Origin of the sequence: Thermus sp. CCB_US3_UF1 (assembly GCF_000236585.1) — a bacterium.
Lineage (GTDB): Bacteria > Deinococcota > Deinococci > Deinococcales > Thermaceae > Thermus.
Genome location: NC_017278.1, coordinates 1,477,499 through 1,494,258, shown reverse-complemented (window position 1 = coordinate 1,494,258; position 16,760 = coordinate 1,477,499). Strand labels below are relative to the sequence as shown.

Here is a 16,760-nt window from a genome sequence, read left to right as displayed (position 1 = left end):
GCTATGCTAGGGCCCGTGGGCGTTCTCACCCGCTATTTGGAAAAGGCCATGGCCCAGGCCCGCTACGACCTCTTGGGGCCGGGGCGGTTCGTGGCCGAACTTCCGGAGCTTGGTCTTCGGGTGGAAGCCCCCCACCTCGAGGCCACCCGGGAAGCCTTGCGCGAGGCCCTGGAGGCCTGGCTCCTGGAAACCCTGCGTTCGGGCCTGCTGCCTCCGGGCCTCGAGGGAAACGAGGACCCGGTACGGACCCGGTTTTTCGCCCTAGCCCAGGAGATGTGGCGCCTCCTCAAGGAGGGGGCCCAGGCCCCTTCCTCCGAGGCCCCCAAGCCCCTAGAACCCCCCAAGCCCCGCAAAGCCCTTTCCCTGGAGGAGTGGCTTAAGGGCCTGGGCATCCAGGTGGTGAAGAAGCCCCAGGAGGAGGAAGAAAAGGAAAAGGTTCTCACCCGGCTGGCCCTTTTTTTGGGGGACCGCTACCCAAGCCTGGAGAAGCTATACGAACGCTTGAAGCAGAGCCTTTCCACCAAGCGCCAGTTTGAGCTTTCCCTTTCCGAGGCCACCCAGGAGGAGATCGCCAACTCCACCCAGTTCTGCACCATGCTCAAGCAGTACGCTTTCCTCACCAGCTACCACTACAAAAACGAGGAGCGGCGCATCCGGGCCAAGGCCAGCACCGAGGGCTTTGTGCAGAACTTCCTCACCGGAGGCTGGCTGGAGCGGTACGTGGCCGAGCGCTTGCGCAAGTTCCTGCGCTCCAAGAACCTGCCCCACGAGGTGGCCGTGGGGTACCAGGTGACCCTGCCGGGCGGGGAGGCCATGGAACTGGACGTGCTGGTGCGGGTGGGGGAGCGCTTCTTCTGGTTTGAGGCCAAGACCGGGGACTTCCAGGCCCACATCGCCAAGTATGCGGGGCTAAAAAAGGTCCTCGGCCTTACCGCCCGGGAGAGCTTCCTGGTCCTTCTGGGCATGGACAAGGCCCGGGCCAAGGAGCTTTCCGCCCTCCACGGCCTTACCGTGGTCAACCAGGCAAACTTTATAGAGGTTTTCCAGGAGGTTCTGGAGGGCCATGCTGCGTAAGGTCCTCCTGGTCATGGGGGGCACCCTGGCCTCGAGGGTCTTGGGCCTCCTGCGCCAAGCGGTCTTCAACGCCCTTTTCCCCGATGCCCTCAAGGACGCCTTCAACGTGGCCTACCGGGTGCCCAACCTCCTCCGGGAGCTGCTGGCGGAAGGGGCGGTGCAGAACGCCCTCATCCCCCTTCTGAAGGCTTTGCCCGAGGAGGAGGCCCGGGTCTTCGCCCGCCGCTTCGCCGCCTTCCTCCTGGGGGTGAACCTCCTGGTCCTGGGCCTAGGCTACCTCCTCGCCCCCTGGGTGGTGGGGCTTCTGGTGGCCCCGGGAAGCCACCTGCGGGAGGGGGAGGCCTTTGCCCAGGTGGTCTACCTCACCCGGCTTCTCCTCCCCTTCCTCCTCGGCATCTCCCTGGCCGCCCTTTTCTCCGCCCTTTTGCAGGCGGAAGAGCGTTTCCTGCCCTACGCCTTGGGCCCCGTGGCCTTCAACCTGGCGGCCATCGGCCTCATGGCCCTCTTTCCCGGGAACCCCACGGCCCTGGGGCTTTCCGTGGCCCTGGGAGGGCTTTTGCAGGCCGCCATCCAGCTGCCCTTTCTGCGGGGCCTCCGCCTGGAGTGGCGCTGGCACCAGGCCTTTGCCCCAGCCCTCCTGCGCATGGGGCCTTTCGCCTTCACCACCTCCTTGCGTCAGTTTTTGAACCTGGTCCTCACCAACATCCTCACCCGCTACCCCCCGGCGGCGGTCACGGGGTTTTACAACGCCGAGGTGGTCTTCCAGATGGTCCTGGGCCTCTTCGCCACCTCCCCCGCCATCGCCCTCTTTCCCCGGATGAGCGCCCTCAAGGGGGAGGAGCTTGCCCGGTTCCTCGAGGCGCCCCTCAAGCGCTTGAGCCTGGTCCTGGCCCTCCTGGGGGGGCTTCTCCTTGGGCTAAGCCCCTACGTGGTGGTCCTCCTCTTCGGCCTCTTCGGCCCCCTGACCCCGGAGAACCGGGCCTACAGCGCCCAGGTGCTGGCCGCCATGGGCCTGGCCGTCCTCCCCTGGGGGGTGAACACCCTTCTTCTCCGCGGGCTTTACGCCTTGGGGCGGGTGCGGGAGGCGGTTTGGGCCAGCGCCGTGGTCTTCCTCAGCAACACCCTGGGCTACTGGCTTTTGCGGGATGGGGGCCTATTCCTCCTCAACCTGGCCACGGCCTTGGCCGGCTGGCTGGGGCTTGCCCTCTACCTGCGGCTTCTCCGGCGGGAAGGGGTGGAGGCCCCCTTCCTGCCGGGCCTTCTCCTCAAGGCCTTTGGGGCGGGGCTTCTTGCGGCCTTGCCCGGGCTGGTCCTGGCCGGCTTTTGGCCCGCCGCCCAGGCCCTGAAGGCCCTATCCCCCCTCCTTCTGGGCGGAGCCCTTGGGGTGGGCTTCTTCGCCCTGGCCGCCCGGTTCTTGGGCCTTCCCCTTAAGGAGCTTCTCCCCAGAAGCCTTTCAGGCGGAAGTAGAGGGGCTTGAGCCGGAGGGTAAAGGCGGGCTCTTCCCAGGTGGGCCAGGAGAAGCCCACCGGTTGCCCCCCCTCCCAAAGGAGGCGGAGGCCCTCGAGGGGGATGGGCTTGGGCTCGTACCAGGCCAGGCGCTGGCTGGGGTCGGCCAGGAGGAGCATCCCCCAGGGGAGGCGGAGTTCCAGAAGGCCCCCTTCCCCCAGGACGTAGTCCGCCGTGGGGTCGCGGTGGCCCTCGGGGTCCCTTCCCTCCCGCAGCTGGCCCAGCTCGTAAACCACCCTAGGGTACTCGGCCCCGTCCCGGCCCGTGCGGCGGCGGTTGGGCTCCAGAAGAAAGGGGACCAGGGGGCCGGTGCCGGGCTTGCTGGGCCCGCGGAAGCTCAGGTAGGCGGTGCCTGGAAGCCCGTAGTCCAGCTCCTGGAAGGGGTAGTACCCCCGCTCCACCCAAAGCCGGCCCCCCTCGAGGCCCACCTCCACCAGAAACTCGGCCCCAAAGCCCTCGGCCACCGGAACCCCCCCGGGTACGGTGTCCAGGTAGAGCCGGAGGGGCAGGGGGCCCCGGTAGAGGAGCCAGAGGTACTCGGGGTCGGCCTTGGCCTTGAGGAAGCGCCCCTCTTCCCGGAGGAGGAAGGGGACCGCTTCCCATTCCTGGGCTTTCCCGTCCAGGCGAAAGGGGCTTGGGGCCGTGGCCGCCAGGAGGCCATAGTTCTCCTCGGGGTCCAGGAGGTTATGCCAAAAGGGGTCCCGCTCCGGGCTTTCCCAGGCCATGAAGAGCCAGTTGCGTTTGAACCACTCGTCCAGGAGGGCGAAGACCATGCCGCCCGCCAGGTCCAGCCCGGCGATGTCCTTCCAGAGCCGTAAAACCCCTTCCGCCTGGGCCTCTTCCGAGTGCCCCCCGTGGTGGAGGCCCTGGGGATGGAAGTGGGCGATCCCCCGGCTGCTGGGCAGGCCGAACTCGGCGATGAGGAGGGGCATGGGGTGGTGGTGGGCCTTCAACCTTTCCAGGTAGCGGCGGTAGCGCTCCGGGGCCAGCCCCGGCTCGTTGACCAGGAAGTCTGGGTAGTAGGGGTAGACGTGGTAGGCGGCGAAGAGGCTTACCGGGCTGCCGGGGGTGGGCCTCAGGTGGGTGGGGTCCAGGGAAACCGTGTCCTCCTCGTGCAGGGGGCCGCTTCGCGGGGGGTCCACCCGCTCCCCCCGGGCCCGGCGCAGGGCGTACTCCTCCCACAGGCTGGACTCGCTGGGCCAGGTGAGGGGGTCCAGGGTAGGCCAGTTGACGAAGCCCAAGGGGCGCACCGTCCCGTAGGCCTCCCACTCGTAAGCGGCCAGGCGGTCCAGGACCTCGGCCAGGTAGGCGGCGAAGGGGCTGGCCCCGGGGACGGCTTCCACAAACCGCCCCCGGTAGGCCTTGCCCGGGTGGCGCCGGTTGTAGGCCTCCACCGAGTAGGGCTCAAACTCCCGCCCCACCAGGAGGCCCAGGGTCCAAGGGGAGACGTCGGCGGTGTAGTCCCCGTGGGCGTGCCCGGGGCGCGGCGAACGGCGCAGCTGGCCGTGGAGGGCGTCCAGGACCTCCCGGCCTTCCAGGAGGAACTTCTCCAAAAAGGGGCCCTCCCAGTCCGTGTACCCCTCGTCCTCGGGTAGCTCCGTCCAGACCCCTTGGAAGAGGTAGAGGGGGCGCGCCCGGTGGAGGCGGTTGTGGCCCAGGAGGGCCCGGTAGAAGGCTGGGGGCAGCAGGGTATAGGTGCGTACGGCGTTGGCCCCCATGGCCGAGAGGAGCTCTAGCCAGGCCCGGTAAAGGGCTTCTTCCTCGGGGAACTCGGCGGGGAAACGCCCCGGCAGGGCCACCCCCAGGTTCACCCCCCGCACCTGGAGGGGCTGCCCCCCCACCAGGAAGCGCCCTTCTTGGGCGGCGAAGGGGGGTGGGGCCTTCCGGGCCTTGGGGCTGGGGGGCAGGGGTGGGGGGAGGGTTTTCAGGATGGCCTCGGCCTCCGGGTAGCCCTGCCTCCTCGCCCCCTCCAGGGCGCTTCTTGCCCCCTCGAGGTCCCCTAGGGCCCTCAGGACCAAGCCGAAGCCGTAGAGGGCCTCGCCCCCGCCCTTCAGGAGGCCCACCAGGCGGCTGAAGGTGAAGAGGGCCTTCTCCAGGCGCCCCAGGCGGTATTGGGCCAAGCCCGCCAGCAAGAGGGCCTCCTCCGGGGGGTCATACCCCTCCAGGAGGGGCAGGAGGCGTTCCAGGGCCGCCCCCACCTCTCCCCGGGCGTAGAGGGCCCGCGCCTCCTCCAGGGGGGCGGCCCAGGCCAGGCCCAGCAGGAGGAGGAGGGCCCAGGGGCGCACCGGCCTAACCCCCTTGGGCCACCCGCCGGATGGCCTCCACCGCCTCGGGGTTTTCCAGGGCGGAAAGGTCCCCGGGGTCCTGGCCCAGGTAGGCGGCGCGGATCAGGCGGCGCATCACCTTGGCGTTGCGGGTCTTGGGCAGGTCGGGCACGAAAAGGACCCGCTCCGGCCTGAGGGGCTTCCCCAGGGCCTCGGCCACCCGGTCGGCCACCGCCTCCGCCAGCTCGGGCCCGGGTTCCACCCCTGGCTTGACCACGGCGAAGAGAACGATGGCCTCCCCCTTGACGGGGTGAGGGATGCCGATGGCGGCGCACTCCCTAAGGGCGGGGTGGCCGGTGGCCGCGGTCTCCACCTCGGCTGGCCCCACCCGCTTGCCCGCCACCTTCAGGGTGTCGTCGGAGCGGCCCAGGATGAAGAAATGCCCCTCCTCGTCCATAAGGGCGAAGTCCCCGTGGACCCAGACCCCAGGGATCTTGGCGAAGTAGGCCTCCAGGTAGCGGGCCTCGTCCCGCCAGAAGCCCCGGGTCATCCCCGGCCAGGGCCCAAGGACGGCCAGCTCCCCCACCCGGCCCACCACCGGCCTGCCCGCCTCGTCCAAGACGGCGGCCCGCATGCCGGGAACGGCGGTGTTGAAGCCCATGGGCTTGATGGGTTTGAGGAGGACGTTCCCCAGGATCCCCCCCGAGACCTCCGTGCCCCCAGAGTAGTTGACGATGGGCCGCTTCCCCTCCCCCACCACCCGGAAGAACCAGAGGTAGGCCTCGAGGTTCCAGGGCTCCCCGGTGGAGCCCAAGACCCGCAAGGAGGAGAGGTCGTGGCCCCGCACCGGTTCCTCCCCCAAGGGAAGGAGGGCCCGCACCAGGGTGGGGGAGAGGCCCAGGTGGGTGAGGCGGTGGGCCTCCACCATCCGCCACAGGCGCCCGGGCCCCGGGTGGTCGGGGGCCCCGTCGTAAAGGAAAACCGTCCCCCCCAAAAGGAGCCCTCCCAGGATGGCCCAGGGGCCCATCATCCAGCCCAGGTCGGTGAACCAGAAGAGGCGGTCCCCTTCCCGGAGGTCAAAGAGGAGGGCCAGGTCCAGGGCGGCCTTCAGGGGGAAGCCCGCGTGGTAGTGGACCGTACCCTTGGGCCGGCCCGTGGTCCCCGAGGTGTAGATGAGCATGAAGGGGTCCATGCTCTCCATCTCCTCCGGGGGGAAGGCCTCCCCGGCCAGGGCCCCGTAGTCCGCCTCCCCCGGCTGGAGGGGTAGGCCCAGGCGGCGGACCACCAGGAGGCTGGGGGTCCCCGCGAGGCCCAGGGCCTTGCGGGCCTCCCCCAGGAGCTCCACCCGCCTGCCCCGGCGGTGGAAGCCGTCCTGCACCGCCAGGAGCCTGGCCTCCCCGTCCCTTAGCCGTAAGGCGGCGGCCTCGGCGGCATAGCCGGAGAAGATGGGGATGGCGATGGCCCCAAGCCAGGCGGTGGCCAGGAGGAGGACGGCGGCCTCGAGGCCCATGGGCAGCCAAAGCCCCACCCGCTCCCCCCGCCCTACCCCTAGGGCCCGGAGCCCCGCGGCCACCCGGGCCACCTCGGCCTTGAGCTCCCCGTAGGTGAGGGCGCGGACCTCTCCTTCCTCCGTCTCGTGCAGGAGGGCCAGCCGGTCCTCGGGGTGGCGCAGGGCCGCCTCCACCAGGTTGAGCCTTCCCCCGGGGAAAAACCGGGGGAAGGGGAAACCTCCCTCCAGCACCTGGGCGTAGGGCCTGCGCCAGGGCAGGTCCAGCTGGGCGAAGAAGCGGCGGTAGAAGTCCTCGGCCTCCTCCACGCTGTAGCGGTAGAAGGCCTCGTAGTCCTGGAAGCCCAAGGAGGCCATGAAGCGGAAAAGCCGGGTGTCTTGGGCGGCTTGGGGATCGGGGTACCAGACGGGTTCCATACCTATTTCCTCCAGAAGGGAAACCGCCGGGGCTTTTGTGGGTTTTCCCCCTTAGGGGGGCCTTCGGGGTAGCGCAGCACCTCTAGGAACTCCTTGAGGTCCAAGCGTTCCTCTGGGCGCTTGGCCAGGAGGCGCCTTAGGGCCCGGTCCAGCCTCGGGGGGAGGTGGGTGGGGGGTGGGGGGAGGAAGAGGTGGGCGTTCCTCAGCTCCTCGAGGCTCTCTCCCCGGAAGGGCCGGCGGCCCGTGAGAAGCTCGTAGGCCATGACGCCGAAGCTGTAGGCCTCGCTCTTGGGGGTGGGCAGGCCACCCAGGAAGAGCTCGGGGGCCAGGTAGTGGGGGCTTCCCGCGTACTCGGGACTCCGGTCCTCCAGGAGGCGCAGGGTACCCAGATCCCCCAGCTTGTACCCCTCAGGGGTGACGAAGACGTTGGAGGGCTTCACGTCCTGGTGGAGGAGGCCCTTGCTGTGGAGGAAAAGGAGGGCCTCTCCCACCTCCAGGAGGGCCCTCACCGCCTCCTCCCGGGGCAGGGGGCCCTGGAGGAGGCGCTCCTCCAGGGTGCCCCCTTCCAGGTACTCCAGGGCCAAAAAGGCCTCCTCGCCCACGGGCACCCCGTGGAGGCCCCGCACCAGGTGGGGATGCTTGAGGGAAAGGGCGAAGGCCACCTCCCGGGCGAAGCGCTCGGCCAGCTTCGGGTTCTGGCGCACCTCCTTGCGGGGCAGCTTGAGGGCCACCCGCTCCCCCTTGGGGCCTTCTGCCAGGTAGACTTGGGCGGTCTGCCCCAGGCCCAGGAGCATGAGGAGGCGGAAGTCTTTGCGCCTTAGGCTACTCAAGGACCAGGACCCCTCCCGGCTTCAAGGCGTGGCCGGCCACGCCCTTTTCCTGGGCCTTTTGGGCGAAGGCCTCCCCGTCTTGCTGGATGGGGGGGAAGGTGTTGTAGTGGATGGGCACCACCGCCTTGGGCCTCAGGAGTTCCAGGGCCCTTAGGGCGTCTTCCGGGCCCATGGTGAAGTGGTCGCCGATGGGCAAGAAGGCCAGGTCCAGGCCCATCTCTCCCACCAGGCGCATGTCGGAAAAGAGGGCGGTGTCCCCCGCGTGGTAGACCCGCTTGCCTCCCAGTTCCACCACCACCCCCATGGGCATCCCCCCGTAGGTGCCGTCGGGGAAGCTGGAGGAGTGCCAGGCCGGGACCCACTTGAGCCACCCTCCGGGGAAGCGGTAGGTGCCGCCGAGGTTCATGGGCACGCTCTTGGCCCCGTGCTTTTCCGCATAGGTGGCGATCTCAAAGGTGGAGACCACCACCCCGCCCTTTTTGGAAAGGGCCACGCTGTCGCCAAAGTGGTCCCCATGGGCGTGGGTGACCAGGATCAGGTCCGCCTGTACCTCCGCCACCCCTAGGGCCGCCATGGGGTTTCCCGTGAGGAAGGGGTCAACGACCACCTTGGTCTTGCCGTCGGAAAGCCAGACCGCCGAGTGGCCCAGGTACCGGATCTCCAGCATAGGCACCTCCTTTAGAGGGCACTATACCGGAGAGCCCGCCCTTGGGGAAAGGGCGCTTGCCAGGTGGCGCAGGAAGAGGGTTTCCACGATCCGGGCGAAAGCCCGTTCCCCCCAGGTGCGCCCCGGGGGGAGGACCAGTTCCAAGTCCAGGTCCAGTTCCAGGCCCTCCCGGACCGGACGGGCCCGGCCTTCCAGCCGCAGGCAAGGGGGGGGTAGGGGGAGGGGACGGAGCCGTTCCCCTTCCAGCCGGCAGGCGAAGGGGAGGACCAGCTCGCCCAGGACCGGGTTTTCCTGGCGCAGCACGCCCTGGAGCCGGTCCCTTTCCCAGTGGGCCTCGAGGGGCAGGTCCCCCGGGGGGTGTCCGTTGAGGGTGAGGCGGAGCCGGGCCTTCATCCTTCCACCCATTCCACCCGTATCCGGCCCTCCTGGGCCAGGCGGGAGATCTCCGCATCGGGGATGTTCACCAGCCGGGGGAGTTCCCGGAAGCGGGGCGTGGCCGAGGCCAGGCCCACCCGGACCACCAGCACCTCCTCCTCCTCCGCCCGGCCAATGCGCCACACCAGGTGCTGGCCCAGGGCTTCCAAGAGGTCCTTCTCCACCCCCTTAGTCTACCCCCTGGCCCCCGTGGGATAATGGGGCGGATGCCCCTCTTGGACCTGGCCTTTGCCGGACTGGCCCCCTGGGCCTTCTGGGGCGGGGTGCTCCTTCTTGTCCTGGGGGTCCTGGTGGGGGAGGCTTCCCCCTTGGCCCTTTTCCTCCTCTACCCCTGGTGGCGGCTAGGGCGGGGGTGGCGGTTCCGCCTCTTTCCCGACCGGCTCCACCTCCAACCCCCCTTGGGGCTATCCCGCACCCTGCCCTTGGACCAGATCCAGGGGGTAGAGGAGGGGTTCTGGCCCGCAGGTCCCCTTTCCCGGGGGCGACGGGTCCTGTTTCTGCTCCTCTGGAGCGGGGAGTGCCTTCCCCTGCCCTTGCCCAACCCCGGGGAGGTGGCCGAGAGGCTCAAAGAACTTCTAGCAGGGCGAACTTCAGGTAATGGGTCTCCGGATGGGTAAGGAGGATGGGGTGGTCCCACCCCTGGCCCCGCCGCTCCACCACCCGGAGGGCCCGGTGGGCGTCCTGGGCCGCCTCGGTGAGCATCTGGTAGAAAAGGGCCTCGGTCAGGTGGTGGCTGCAGCTGGCGCTGGCCAAAAGCCCTCCCTCCTTGAGGAGCTTGATGGCCCTGAGGTTCACCTCCTTGTAGGCCCGGTAGGCCCGTTCCAGGTCCTTCCGCCCCTTGGCGAAGGCCGGAGGGTCCAGGACGATGAGGTCAAACCGCTCCCCCGCCCTTTCCAGCTCCCGCAGGTAGTCAAAGGCATTGGCCTCGACGGTCTTGAGGGGCAGGCCGTTGAGCCGGGCGTTTTCCTCGGCCCGCTTCAGGGCCTCGGCGGAGCTGTCCACGCTCACCACCTCGCGGAACCCCAGGGCCAGGTGCAGGCCAAACCCGCCGGCGTAGCTGAAAACATCCAGGGCCCGTTCCCCCCTGTAGCCTTCCATCAGGATGCGATTGTCCCGCTGGTCCAGGTAAGCCCCGGTCTTCTGGCCCTCCTGGAGGTCCACCAGGTAGCGCACCCTCCCCTCCTGCACCACGGCCCGCTCCGGCACCTGGCCCCATAGGGGGCGCACGTAGAGGGGAAGGCCCTCCAGGGCGCGGGCCTTGGCGTCGTGTTTGGCCAGGAGGCTTTGGGCCAGGGGCCTGAGCCGGGCGGCCACCTCGGGGAGGAGGGCCTCCCAAGCGTGGGCGGTGGCCTGGACCACGATGTGGCCGCCGTAGTAATCCACCACCAGCCCGGGCAGGAAGTCCCCCTCGGCGTGGGCCAGGCGGAAACCCCCTTGCGGCTCCCGTTCCAGGGCCTCTTGCCGCCGCAGGAGGGCCCGTTCCAGGTTTTCCAGAAGGGCCTGGGCCGGGTCATGGGCAGGGCGGAAGCGGTAGGCCCGCACGGTGAGGTCGCTTTGGGGGTTGTACAGGGCCAAGGCCAGGAAGCGCCTGCCCCAATAGACGGGGAAAAGCCCGGGCTCGTCCGGGCCCGAGAGCACGTCGCGGCGGAAGACCCAGAGGTGGCGGGAGAGGAGGCGCTCGGCCCCGCGTTCGTTGACGAGAATCCTCACCGCTTCAGTATACTTAGGCGGGGTTGGTTGACGCATGCCCCAAGGGTCGGTAGCATAGCTGGCGGGCGCATTTTGCGCATCTTTTCACATAGGAGGGGCAATGGGAGGCCTGGGACTTATCAAGACCCTAGCGGAGAAGGAGAGGGAGCTCCTTGCCCGCCTCGAGGCCGCCAAGGAGGAGGCCGCGGGCCTGGTGCGCCAAGCGGAGGCCGAGGCCAAGGCCCTCCTGGCGGAGGCGGAGGCCAAGGCCAAAGCCCTGGAGGCGGAGCACCGGGACAAGGAGGCCAAGGAGACCGAGGCCATCCTGGCCCGTTACCGGGCCCAGGCTGCGGCGGAGGCCGAAAGGGTTCGGGAAAAGGCCGCCTCCCGCCTGGAGGAGGCCGTGGCCCTGGTCCTGAAGGAGGTCGTGCCGTGATCGCCCCCATGGAGAAGCTGGTCCTGGCTGGGCCCAAGGGCCGGGCCAAGGAGCTTCTCCAAAGCCTCCAGGGGGCAGGGGTGGTCCACCTGGAAACCCTCCGGGTGGAGGAGCTTGCCGAGTACCGGCTCTCCCCCGGGGAGCGGGAAGAGCTGAGGCGCTGGGAGGCGGTGGCCGCGGGGGCGGAGCACAGCCTGGCCCTCCTGGGTCGGGAAGCTGAGCCCGCAAGGCCCTTCCCGGAGGGGCTGGAGGCGGCGGAAAGGGCTCTTGCGCCCATCCAGGGCCACGCCGAAGGGCTTTCCCGGCAGAAACAGGAGCTGGAGGAGGAGCTGGCCCTGGCCCAGGCCTACCTGGAGCCCTTGGGCAAGCTGGCCGCCTTGGCCCAGGGCCTGGACCAGAGCCCCTTTTTCCGCGTCCTGGCCTTCTTGCTCACGGAAAAGGAGCTTCCCCTGGTGGAGGAGGCCCTGAAGCGGGCCCTGGAGGACCGTTTCCTCCTGGCCACCGAGGCTTACGCCAAGGGCCTGGCCGCCCTCTTGGTGGTCCACCGCAAGGACCTGGAGGCGGCCAAGGCCGCCCTCTCCCGCGCGGGCATGGCCGAGCTCCGCCTCCCCGGGGCCTACGGGGAACTTCCCCTCTCCCAGGCGGCCCAAAGGCTCAAGGAGCGGGCCGAGGCTGCCCCCCGGGAGCTTTCCGAGGTGCGGCAGGCCCTCTTCCGCTTGGCCGCCGAGGCCACTTCCACCCTGCAAAGCCTCTGGACCCGGGCCAAGGACGAGGTGGCCCGGCTCAAGGCCCTGGAGGAGTTGGCCTCGGGGCGCTTCGGTTTCGCCCTCTTGGGATACGTGCCCGTGAAGGCCAAGGGCCGGGTGGAGGAGGCCCTGGCCCGGCACAAGGACGGGGTGGTTTACGCCTTTGAGCCCGTGGACGAGCACCACGAGGCCGACCGGGTGCCGGTGGCCCTGGACAACCCGCCCTGGGTGCGGCCCTTTGAGCTCCTGGTGAGTTTCCTCAACACCCCCAAGTACGGCTCCCTGGACCCTACCCCGGTGGTCCCCATCTTCTTCCCCTTCTGGTTCGGCATGATCGTGGGGGACATCGGGTATGCCCTTTTGTTCCTCCTCCTCGGGCGCTGGCTTTCGGGCTATGTCAAGCGCAACGAGCCCCTGGTCATTGACCTCTTTGCCCTCAAGCTTAAGCCCCCTGTCCTCTCCAAGTTGGTCTATATCCTGAACTGGATGGTTTTCTGGACCGTGGTCTGGGGGGTGGTCTATGGGGAGTTCTTCGGCACCTTCCTGGAGCACCTGGGGGTCTTCGGCACCCCCGAGCACCCCGGCCTCATCCCCATCCTCATCCACCGCATTGACACCGCCAAGACCGCCAACCTCCTCATCCTCCTCTCCGTGGCCTTCGGGGTGGTGATGGTCTTCTGGGGGCTTCTCCTTAGGGCCTACCTGGGCCTCAAGCACCACCACATGGCCCACTTCTGGGAAGGCGTGGGCTACTTGGGCGGGCTGGTGGGCATCCTGGCCCTGGCGGCGGGCTACCTGGGTAACCTCCAGGCGGGCTGGCTGACGGCCCTCATGTACCTGGGCTTTGCGGTCTTCTTCTTGTCGGTCCTCATGAGCCGCATCTGGCTCATGATCCCGGAGATCTTCACCCAGGCGGGCCATATCCTCTCCCACATCCGTATCTATGCCGTGGGGGCGGCAGGAGGCATCCTGGCGGGCCTCCTGACCGATGTGGGCTTCGCCATGGCGGAGCTGGGCCTCATCGGCACCCTGCTGGGCTTGGCGGTGGCGGCCCTCTTGCACCTTCTCATCCTTCTCCTCACCACCTTGGGCCACATGCTCCAGCCCATCCGTCTCATCTGGGTGGAGTTCTTCACCAAGTTCGGTTTCTACGAGGAGAACGGCAGGCCTTACCGGCCGTTCAAAAGCGTCCGCGAGACGCAATAGGGAGGGAAAGATGATGAAGAAGCTTTTGGTTCTGGTTCTGGTGGCGGTCTTTGGCGCGCTGGCCTTTGCGGCGGAGGAGGCGGCTGCCTCTGGGGGTCTGGACCGGGGTCTCATCGCGGTGGGCATGGGCCTGGCCGTGGGCCTAGCCGCCCTTGGCACCGGCGTGGCCCAGGCCCGCATCGGTGCGGCGGGCGTGGGGGCCATCGCCGAGGACCGGGGCAACTTCGGTACCGCCCTGATCTTCCTGCTCCTGCCCGAGACCCTGGTGATCTTCGGCCTGCTCATCGCCTTCATCCTGAACGGCAAGCTCTAATGGGCTTCTTGGGCCCTGCCCCTATGGGGGCGGGGCCTTTTCCCAAGGAGGGACGATGTCCAAACTGGAAGCCATCCTGAGCCAGGAGGTGGAGGCGGAGATCCAGGGCCTCTTGGGCGAGGCCAAGGCCAAGGCCGAGGCCCTGCGTTCCGAGGCCAAGGCCAAGGCGGAAGCCCTCCTGGCAGGCAAGAAGCGGGCCCTTGAGGCCCAGTTCCAGGCGGCCATCCGCCGGGCGGAAAGCGCTGGGGAACTCCTCTTGGCCACCGCCCGCACCGAGGCCAAGGGGGAGGTGCTGGCCCAGGTGAAGGCCAAGGCGCGGGAGGCCCTTGGGGCCCTCCCGGGCAAGCCCGAGTGGCCGGAGGTCCTGAGGAAGCTCTCGGAAGAGGCCTTGGCCGCCCTGGCGGAGCCCGAGGCCTTGGTTTCCCACCCCGAGAACCTACCCCACCTGGAGCCCCTGGCCCGGGAACGGGGCCTGGAGCTGCGCCCCGACCCGGCTTTGCGCCTGGGGGTGCGGGTGCTCGGCAAGGGGGGTAAGGCCCAGGTGGAAAACGCCCTGGAAAGCCGCCTGGAGCGGGCTTGGGATGCCCTTTCCTCCCAGGTGGCCCAGGCGCTTTGGGGCTAGGCCATGGCGGACGATTTCGGCTACCTGAACGCCCGGGTGCGGGCCCGGAGGGGTACCCTCCTGAAGGAAAGCTTTTTCCAGGAGGCCATGGACCTCTCCTTCCCCGATTTCCTGCGCCTCCTTTCCGAAAGCGTCTACGGACAGGAGCTCTCGGGCCAGGCCCTACCCGATGTGGACCAGGCCATTGGCCGCGCCCAGGCCAGGCTGGTGGGGGACCTGCCCCGGCTGGCAAGCGGGGAGGCCCGGGAGGCGGTGCGGCTTCTGCTCCTAAGGAACGACCTCACCAACCTGCAGGCCATCCTCAGGGCCAAGGGCACGGGCCGCCCCTTCGCCGAGGTGCTCCTCCTGCCCGGCACCCTCAAGGAGGGCCTCTGGCAGCAGGCCTACGAGGCCCAGGATGCGGCGGGCGTGGCCCAGGTCCTCTCTGTCCCCGGCCATCCCCTGGCCCGGGCCCTGAGGGGCGTGCTGCGGGAAACCCAGGACCTGGCCCGGGTGGAGGCCCTTTTGGCCAAGCGCTTTTTTGAGGGCGTGGCCAAGGCGGCCAAGGTCCTGGAGGAGCCTGCCCTGCGGGACTACCTGGCTCTCGAGGTGGACGCGGAGAACCTGCGCACCGCCTTCAAGCTTCAGGGACAGGAGGTGCCCCTGGAGGGGGTCTTCATCCGCGGGGGGCGTTTCGTGGACCGGGTGCGTTTCGCCAGGCTCCTGGAGGGGGACTATGCGGTCTTGGACGAGCTTGCGGGCACGCCCTTTGCCGGCCTTTCCGGGGTGCGGGACCTGAAGGAACTGGAAAAGCGCCTCCGCTGCACCCTCCTCAAGGAGTCCCGGAAGGGGGCGGCCGACCCCTTGGGGGCGGGTTTGGTCCTGGCCTACGTGAAAGAGCGGGAGTGGGAGGCCATGCGCCTTAGGCTTCTGGCGCGGCGGGCCTACTTCGGCCTTCCCCGGGCCCAGGTGGAGGAGGAGGTGGTCTGCCCATGAAGATCGCGGTGATCGCCGATCCGGAGGCGGCCCAGGGGTTTGGGCTGGCGGGCCTCGAGGCCCACGCCGCCCTCTCCCCAGAGGAGGCCAAGGCGGTGCTGGAGCGCCTGGTGCAGGCGGGGGGGTACGCCTTGGTGGCCGTGGATGGGGGGCTTCTGCCCGAACCGGAGAAGGCGGTGGAAAAGCTCATGCGGGGCAAGGACCTCCCCGTGCTGCTGCCCATCGCCGGCCTGAGGGAGGCCTTCCAAAACCCCGACGTGGAAGGCTACATGCGGGAGTTGGTGCGCCGCACCATCGGCTTTGACATCAAGCTGTAGGATGGAGGGAAGATGATCCAGGGCGTGATTGAGAAGATCGCGGGCCCGGCGGTGATCGCCAAAGGCATGACCGGGGCCCGCATGTACGACATCTGCAAGGTAGGCCACGAGGGCCTGGTGGGGGAGATCATCCGCCTGGACGGGGACACCGCCTTCGTCCAGGTCTACGAGGACACCTCCGGGCTCAAGGTGGGGGAGCCCGTGGTTTCCACGGGGCTGCCCTTGGCGGTGGAGCTGGGTCCGGGGATGCTCAACGGGATCTACGATGGCATCCAGCGTCCCCTGGAGCGCATCCAGGAGAAGACCGGGATCTACATCACCCGCGGCGTGGTGGTCCACGCCCTAGACCGGGAGAAGAAGTGGGCCTGGACCCCCAGGGTGAAGCCGGGGGATGAGGTGCGGGGGGGTATGGTCCTCGGCACCGTGCCCGAGTTCGCCTTCACCCACAAGATCCTGGTGCCCCCGGACGTGCGGGGCCGGGTGAAGGAGGTCAAGCCCGCCGGGGAGTACACGGTGGAGGAGCCGGTGGTGATCCTGGAGGACGGCACCGAGCTCAAGATGTACCACACCTGGCCGGTGCGCCGGGCCCGTCCGGTGCAGCGCAAGCTGGACCCCAACACCCCCTTCCTCACGGGGATGCGCATCCTGGACGTGCTCTTCCCCGTGGCCATGGGCGGCACCGCCGCCATTCCCGGTCCCTTCGGGAGCGGCAAGACCGTGACCCAGCAGTCCCTGGCCAAGTGGTCCAACGCCGACGTGGTGGTCTACGTGGGCTGCGGGGAGCGGGGCAACGAGATGACCGATGTCTTGGTGGAGTTCCCCGAGCTCACCGACCCCAAGACCGGCGGCCCCCTCATGCACCGCACGGTGCTCATCGCCAACACCTCCAACATGCCCGTGGCCGCCCGCGAGGCCAGCATCTACGTGGGGGTGACCATCGCCGAGTACTTCCGCGACCAAGGCTTCTCCGTGGCCCTCATGGCCGACTCCACCAGCCGCTGGGCCGAGGCCCTGCGGGAGATCTCCAGCCGCTTGGAGGAGATGCCTGCGGAAGAGGGCTACCCTCCCTACCTGGCCGCCCGCCTGGCCGCCTTCTACGAGCGCTCCGGTAAGGTCATCACCCTAGGGGGGGAGGAGGGGGCGGTGACCATCGTGGGCGCCGTCTCCCCGCCGGGTGGGGACATGTCCGAGCCCGTGACCCAGTCCACCCTGCGCATCGTGGGGGCCTTCTGGCGGCTGGATGCCTCCCTGGCCTTCCGCCGCCACTTCCCGGCTATCAACTGGAATGGTTCCTACTCCCTCTTCACCGGGGCCCTGGACCCCTGGTACCGGGAACACGTGGCTCCCGATTACCCCGAGCTGCGGGACGCCATCTCCGAGCTCCTGCAGCGGGAGGCCGGCCTGCAGGAGATCGTCCAGCTGGTGGGTCCCGACGCCCTTCAGGACGCCGAGCGCCTGGTCATTGAGGTGGGGCGCATCATCCGCGAGGACTTCCTGCAGCAGAACGCCTACCACGAGGTGGACGCCTACTGCTCCATGGCCAAGGCCTACGGGATCATGAAGATGATCCTCACCCTCTACAAGGAGGCCGAGGCCGCCATCCGGCGGGGGGTGTCCATTGACGAGATCCTGGCCCTTCCGGTCATTGAGCGCATCGGCCGCGCCCGCTACGTGGGCGAGGAGGACTTCCCCCGTTACCTGGAAGAGGCCATGCGGGAGATGGATGGGGCCTTCAAAGCCCTGGCGTAAAGGGGAG

Annotated in this window: 17 protein-coding genes; 10 read left to right on the top strand and 7 right to left on the bottom strand. The window is 68.9% G+C overall.

Annotated elements, in window-relative coordinates:
- Positions 1-3 precede the first annotated feature (3 nt).
- Together TCCBUS3UF1_RS07405 and murJ are read left to right on the top strand one after the other, a co-directional pair.
- Complete coding sequence (locus tag TCCBUS3UF1_RS07405) at positions 4-1,074, top strand: hypothetical protein (protein ID WP_014515896.1); 1,071 nt, start codon at positions 4-6, stop codon at positions 1,072-1,074.
- Positions 1,064-2,551 (top strand): murein biosynthesis integral membrane protein MurJ, encoded by a 1,488-nt coding sequence (gene murJ / locus TCCBUS3UF1_RS07400; RefSeq protein ID WP_014515895.1) that lies wholly within the window; start codon positions 1,064-1,066, stop codon positions 2,549-2,551. Before TCCBUS3UF1_RS07405 ends, murJ begins: the two co-directional genes overlap by 11 nt.
- Here murJ and TCCBUS3UF1_RS07395 read toward each other — a convergent pair.
- Genes TCCBUS3UF1_RS07395 through TCCBUS3UF1_RS07370 form a run of 6 tightly spaced genes read right to left on the bottom strand, consistent with a single transcriptional unit; the run spans position 2,502 to position 8,864 of the window.
- Positions 2,502-4,865: a hypothetical protein gene (locus tag TCCBUS3UF1_RS07395; RefSeq protein WP_014515894.1), complete on the bottom strand. Its 2,364-nt coding sequence runs from the start codon at positions 4,863-4,865 to the stop codon at positions 2,502-2,504. The genes murJ and TCCBUS3UF1_RS07395 overlap by 50 nt on opposite strands.
- Positions 4,866-4,869: 4 nt before the next feature.
- Complete coding sequence (locus TCCBUS3UF1_RS07390; protein WP_014515893.1) at positions 4,870-6,768, bottom strand: AMP-binding protein; 1,899 nt, start codon at positions 6,766-6,768, stop codon at positions 4,870-4,872.
- A 2-nt stretch (positions 6,769-6,770) separates the two neighbouring features.
- Positions 6,771-7,598, bottom strand: a complete 828-nt coding sequence (locus tag TCCBUS3UF1_RS07385; RefSeq protein ID WP_014515892.1) for a serine/threonine-protein kinase — start codon at positions 7,596-7,598, stop codon at positions 6,771-6,773.
- Positions 7,591-8,265 (bottom strand): metal-dependent hydrolase, encoded by a 675-nt coding sequence (locus TCCBUS3UF1_RS07380; RefSeq protein WP_014515891.1) that lies wholly within the window; start codon positions 8,263-8,265, stop codon positions 7,591-7,593. Before TCCBUS3UF1_RS07380 ends, TCCBUS3UF1_RS07385 begins: the two co-directional genes overlap by 8 nt.
- 21 nt (positions 8,266-8,286) lie before the next feature.
- The gene (locus TCCBUS3UF1_RS07375) at positions 8,287-8,658 is read right to left on the bottom strand and encodes a DUF3809 family protein (protein WP_041433821.1); all 372 of its coding nucleotides are present in this window, start codon (positions 8,656-8,658) and stop codon (positions 8,287-8,289) included.
- Positions 8,655-8,864 (bottom strand): DUF3248 domain-containing protein, encoded by a 210-nt coding sequence (locus TCCBUS3UF1_RS07370; RefSeq protein WP_014515889.1) that lies wholly within the window; start codon positions 8,862-8,864, stop codon positions 8,655-8,657. Before TCCBUS3UF1_RS07370 ends, TCCBUS3UF1_RS07375 begins: the two co-directional genes overlap by 4 nt.
- A gap of 42 nt (positions 8,865-8,906) precedes the next feature.
- Here TCCBUS3UF1_RS07370 and TCCBUS3UF1_RS07365 point away from each other — a divergent pair, with 42 nt between their 5' ends.
- Positions 8,907-9,317: a hypothetical protein gene (locus TCCBUS3UF1_RS07365; protein WP_041433820.1), complete on the top strand. Its 411-nt coding sequence runs from the start codon at positions 8,907-8,909 to the stop codon at positions 9,315-9,317.
- On the opposite strand, the gene TCCBUS3UF1_RS07360 is transcribed toward TCCBUS3UF1_RS07365, so the two are convergent.
- Positions 9,265-10,410 (bottom strand): class I SAM-dependent rRNA methyltransferase, encoded by a 1,146-nt coding sequence (locus tag TCCBUS3UF1_RS07360; protein ID WP_014515888.1) that lies wholly within the window; start codon positions 10,408-10,410, stop codon positions 9,265-9,267. The two genes, TCCBUS3UF1_RS07365 and TCCBUS3UF1_RS07360, sit on opposite strands and share 53 nt — an antisense overlap.
- 100 nt (positions 10,411-10,510) lie before the next feature.
- Between TCCBUS3UF1_RS07360 and TCCBUS3UF1_RS07355 the strand changes: the two genes are divergently transcribed.
- Genes TCCBUS3UF1_RS07355 through TCCBUS3UF1_RS07325 form a run of 7 tightly spaced genes read left to right on the top strand, consistent with a single transcriptional unit; the run spans position 10,511 to position 16,753 of the window.
- Positions 10,511-10,825 (top strand): V-type ATPase subunit subunit G family protein, encoded by a 315-nt coding sequence (locus TCCBUS3UF1_RS07355; protein WP_014515887.1) that lies wholly within the window; start codon positions 10,511-10,513, stop codon positions 10,823-10,825.
- The gene (locus TCCBUS3UF1_RS07350; RefSeq protein ID WP_014515886.1) at positions 10,822-12,777 is read left to right on the top strand and encodes a V-type ATP synthase subunit I; all 1,956 of its coding nucleotides are present in this window, start codon (positions 10,822-10,824) and stop codon (positions 12,775-12,777) included. The genes TCCBUS3UF1_RS07355 and TCCBUS3UF1_RS07350 overlap by 4 nt, the downstream gene beginning before the upstream one ends.
- Positions 12,778-12,790: 13 nt before the next feature.
- Positions 12,791-13,090 carry an ATP synthase subunit K gene (locus TCCBUS3UF1_RS07345; RefSeq protein ID WP_041434004.1) on the top strand — a complete coding sequence of 100 codons (300 nt, stop codon included), beginning with the start codon at positions 12,791-12,793 and terminating at the stop codon, positions 13,088-13,090.
- Positions 13,091-13,145: 55 nt separating this feature from the next.
- Positions 13,146-13,712: a V-type ATP synthase subunit E gene (locus TCCBUS3UF1_RS07340; RefSeq protein ID WP_014515884.1), complete on the top strand. Its 567-nt coding sequence runs from the start codon at positions 13,146-13,148 to the stop codon at positions 13,710-13,712.
- Between the two features lie 3 nt (positions 13,713-13,715).
- Positions 13,716-14,687, top strand: a complete 972-nt coding sequence (locus TCCBUS3UF1_RS07335; protein ID WP_014515883.1) for a V-type ATPase subunit — start codon at positions 13,716-13,718, stop codon at positions 14,685-14,687.
- A 2-nt stretch (positions 14,688-14,689) separates the two neighbouring features.
- The gene (locus tag TCCBUS3UF1_RS07330; RefSeq protein WP_196793737.1) at positions 14,690-15,004 is read left to right on the top strand and encodes a V-type ATP synthase subunit F; all 315 of its coding nucleotides are present in this window, start codon (positions 14,690-14,692) and stop codon (positions 15,002-15,004) included.
- Positions 15,005-15,016: 12 nt separating this feature from the next.
- The gene (locus TCCBUS3UF1_RS07325; RefSeq protein WP_014515881.1) at positions 15,017-16,753 is read left to right on the top strand and encodes a V-type ATP synthase subunit A; all 1,737 of its coding nucleotides are present in this window, start codon (positions 15,017-15,019) and stop codon (positions 16,751-16,753) included.
- Positions 16,754-16,760: the final 7 nt, after the last annotated feature.